Below are 3,506 nucleotides of genomic sequence, written 5' to 3' on the forward strand. Positions count from 1 at the left end.
GGTCGGGCACGTCCTATGCGGTGCCGTTCGTCGCCGCAGCACTGGCACTCGCGCGCGCGGCCGGGGTGGGGCCGGAGGCGGCAGTACGGCAGCTCGCCGAGGCGGCGCGCGATCTCGGCCCGCCGGGCCGCGATCCGATCTATGGCTGGGGCCTGGTGCGCGCGATCAACAACTGCTGACCGGCGACGGCTGACCGGTGCGGCTCATACCGCGGGCGCGGTGAACGGCGCCCGTTGGCCCGCGGGCCGGTCATCGCGCAGCGCGGTGACAGCGCGCTCGCGCCAGCCCGGCCGCATCGCCTCGCGCACCAGCGCGCCGACCGCGGCCGAGTGCGGCCGGCCGCGCACCGTGACGAGACACACGTCGCGCCAGACCTCGGGCTCGACCAGCGGACGCGCGACGACGTCGGGGTGGCGCGCGCAGTGCTCGGGGATGAAGGCGTAGCCGAGCCCCGCGGCCGCCATCGCCAGGATCCAGTCGTCGCGCTCGCTGCGATAGACAGTGCGGTCCACGACGCCCTGCTCGTCGAAGATCCGGTCGGCGATCGCATTGAACTCGCAATGCGTGCGCTCCAGGTAGTGCTGGCCGGCAAGATCGCGCACGCGGATCGCATCGTGGCGCGCCAGCGGATGGTCCATCGCGAGCGCGATCACGAAGCGCTCGCGGTAGAGCAGGTGGCAGTGCAGCCGCTCGTCCTCGTCCTGCCCCGGCTGGCAGGCGAGCGCGATCTCGAGCTCGCCGCTGAGCAGCCGCTCGCGCAGCGCCTGGGGCGAGGCATCGACGATCGACAGCTCCACGCCCGGATGGCGCCTTCGCATCGAGCGCAGCAGTTCGAGCAGCAGCGTCGGCGCGACGGTGCACATCACGCCCAGCTTCAGCACGGCGTCGTTGAGCCGGGTGAAGTCGAGCGCGCGCCGGCGGGCCTCGTGCGCCTGCTCGTACACCTGGGTGAGATAGGGGCGGACCATGCGGCCGAGCTCGGAGAGATGCGTGTTGGCGCGCTCGCGGTGGAACAGCGGCCCGCCCATCTCGTTCTCGAGCAGCTTGATCGCGCGCGTCAGCGCCGGCTGCGACACGTTGCAGCGCTTCGCCGCGCGGGTGAAGTTCAGGTCCTCGCAGACGGCGAGGAAGTAGCGGATCTGGTGCATCTCCATGGCGCCGGGGGAGCACAGCAGAAAGGCGGTGTGCGGCGCCAATAGTCAGTTGCTATCGAGAGGATACCTTGGTGGGGCCAAGGGCCGAAAGGCCCTTGCCCCCACACCCCCAATCCCATGAGGGGTCCCCTCCCGTTGGTCGGGGCCCGCATCGGGGGGCCTTGCGGCCCTTCGCTCCAGAAGCTAACCGCCGCCCATGACCCGACCTGTGATGCTGGTCGTCCTCGACGGCTGGGGCTGGCGCGAGGACACGGCCGATAACGCCATCCGCCTCGCCCGCACGCCGAACTTCGACCGCCTCTGGAACGAGTGCCCGCACGCTTTCCTGCGCGCCTCCGGCGAGGACGTGGGCCTGCCGCACGGCCAGATGGGCAACTCCGAGGTCGGCCACCTCAACATCGGCGCCGGTCGGGTGGTGATGCAGGACCTGCCGCGCATCGACGCCGCAGTGGCGGACGGCTCGATCGCGCGCCTTCCCGCGCTCGCGGAGCTGATCGCGCGCACGACCGGCACGGTGCACCTGATGGGGCTCGTCTCGTCCGGGGGCGTGCACGCGCACCACGACCACGCGCTGGCGCTGGCCCGCGCCGTCACCGCGGCCGGCAGGCGCGTGGCGGTCCATGTCTGGCTCGACGGCCGCGACACTGCGCCGCGCGCCGCCGCGACCGACCTGCCGCCGTTCCTCGCCGCGCTGCCCGAGGGCGCGCGCGTCGGCACCGTGTCGGGCCGCTACTTCGCGATGGACCGCGACAACCGCTGGGACCGCGTCGCGAGGGCGTGGCGCGCGATCGTGCTGGCGGATGCGCCGCGCGTGGCCGACGCGATGGAGGCGGTGCGCGCGGCGCACGCACAGGACGTCACCGACGAGTTCGTGCCGCCCGTGGCGGTCCGGGACTACGCCGGGATGGCGGACGGCGACTCGGTGCTGTGCTTCAACTTCCGCGCCGATCGGGTGCGTCAGATCCTCGCCGCGCTGCTCGATCCGAAGTTCGCTCGTTTCGTGCGCGCGCGCGCACCGAAGGTCGCCGCCGCGGCCGGGCTCACGCAGTACTCGGCCGAGCTCGCACCGCTGATGGGCGCGCTGTTCCCGCCGCAGAGCCTGGAGGGAATTCTCGGCGAGGTGGTGGCCGAGGCGGGCCGGACGCAGCTTCGCATGGCCGAGACCGAGAAGTATCCGCACGTAACCTATTTCCTGAGCGGCGGGCGCGAGGAGGCATTTCCGGGCGAGGAGCGGATTCTCGTGCCTTCGCCGAAGGTCGCGACCTATGACCTGCAACCGGAGATGAGCGCGCCGGAGGTGACGGAGCGTGCGGTGGCGGCGATCCGGTCTGGGGCGTTCGATCTGATCGTGCTGAACTTCGCCAATCCGGACATGGTGGGGCACACGGGCAAGCTTGATGCCGCGATCAAGGCGGTGGAGACGGTGGATGCGGGGCTGGGGCGGATCGCGGAGGCGGTGGGCGCGGTGGGCGGAGCGTTGCTGGTGACGGCCGATCACGGCAATGCCGAGCTGATGCGCGATCCTGAGACGGGCGGACCGCATACCGCGCACACGACCAATCCGGTGCCGGTGCTGCTGATGGGCGGGCCTGCGGGGGCGCGGCTGCGGGACGGGCGGCTGGCGGATATCGCGCCGACGCTGCTGGCGTTGATGGGGCTCGCGCAGCCGGCGGCGATGACGGGGCGGAGTCTGGTGGGCTGAGCACCACGGCGTAGGGCGTGGAAGGTCCAGGAAACTCAGTTTCCTGGCGGGTGGGTGCGGGAGGCCGGTGCCCTCCCGTGTTGACTTGCCGTCGTTTCGATTGGCATCGGTTTGAAGCGCGCAAGGGATGCGACAGCCGTTGACCGCATGGTCTCACGCAGCGCTTGGCTTCAAGCCCACCCTGGTGTTGCCCCCGAGAGATCGGGCCCGATCGGGCTGTCAGGATGGCACGGATGAACTGCCTGGGGGACCTGTATCCCAGGGCGCGATGGGGGTGGAGCTCGTTGTCGTGGGTGAACCAGGTGGGCAGTCACCGGAGCACGGTCGCGGCATCGGGGCACTCGCTGACGTGGACGAAGTCGCGTTTGAAGGCGCGGACGAACGCCTCGACCGTGCCGTTGCTCTGTGGGCTTTCAAGCGGCGTGGTCTTCAGCACCAGGCCGACGTAGCGGGCGAAGCTGTTGGTCCCGCGCACGACGTGGGGGCTGCCGTTATCGCTCAACCACTCGATCGGCTGCGGCAGGCGACTCATACCAAGTCCTTCTGAGCGAGACTCCCAAGGGGGATTCCCCCACGCGGGCGGGATCTGATTCAAGCGGGCGAGCAATGGAGCTTTGCCATGGGTCAGCCGCTTCCCCTCCGCCCCGACT

The 3,506-nt window shown here is 70.9% G+C and carries 3 protein-coding genes; 1 reads left to right on the forward strand and 2 read right to left on the reverse strand.

The genetic code is table 11. From position 1 onward, the window contains the following. Positions 1-203 precede the first annotated feature (203 nt). On the reverse strand, positions 204-1,148 hold the full coding sequence (locus tag ACTIFU_RS23090; RefSeq protein WP_439580675.1) for a LysR family transcriptional regulator: 945 nt from the start codon (positions 1,146-1,148) through the stop codon (positions 204-206). A gap of 202 nt (positions 1,149-1,350) precedes the next feature. On the opposite strand from ACTIFU_RS23090, the gene gpmI reads away from it, so the two are divergent. Then, a complete protein-coding gene (gene gpmI / locus ACTIFU_RS23095; RefSeq protein WP_439580676.1) occupies positions 1,351-2,856 on the forward strand; it encodes a 2,3-bisphosphoglycerate-independent phosphoglycerate mutase in 1,506 nt (501 codons plus the stop codon). A 310-nt stretch (positions 2,857-3,166) separates the two neighbouring features. Here gpmI and ACTIFU_RS23100 read toward each other — a convergent pair whose 3' ends face one another. After that, positions 3,167-3,388 (reverse strand): hypothetical protein, encoded by a 222-nt coding sequence (locus ACTIFU_RS23100; RefSeq protein WP_439580677.1) that lies wholly within the window; start codon positions 3,386-3,388, stop codon positions 3,167-3,169. Between the last annotated feature and the right edge of the window lie 118 nt (positions 3,389-3,506).

The organism is Elioraea sp., assembly GCF_051860475.1.
Lineage (GTDB): Bacteria > Pseudomonadota > Alphaproteobacteria > Acetobacterales > Acetobacteraceae > Elioraea.

What these genes read in the sequence shown, in the direction of transcription:
- ACTIFU_RS23100 (WP_439580677.1), bottom strand. Translation starts at nt 3,388, where the DNA reads ATGAGTCGCCTGCCGCAGCCGATCGAGTGGTTGAGCGATAACGGCAGC.
- gpmI (WP_439580676.1), top strand. Translation starts at nt 1,351, where the DNA reads ATGACCCGACCTGTGATGCTGGTCGTCCTCGACGGCTGGGGCTGGCGC.
- ACTIFU_RS23090 (WP_439580675.1), bottom strand. Translation starts at nt 1,148, where the DNA reads ATGCACCAGATCCGCTACTTCCTCGCCGTCTGCGAGGACCTGAACTTC.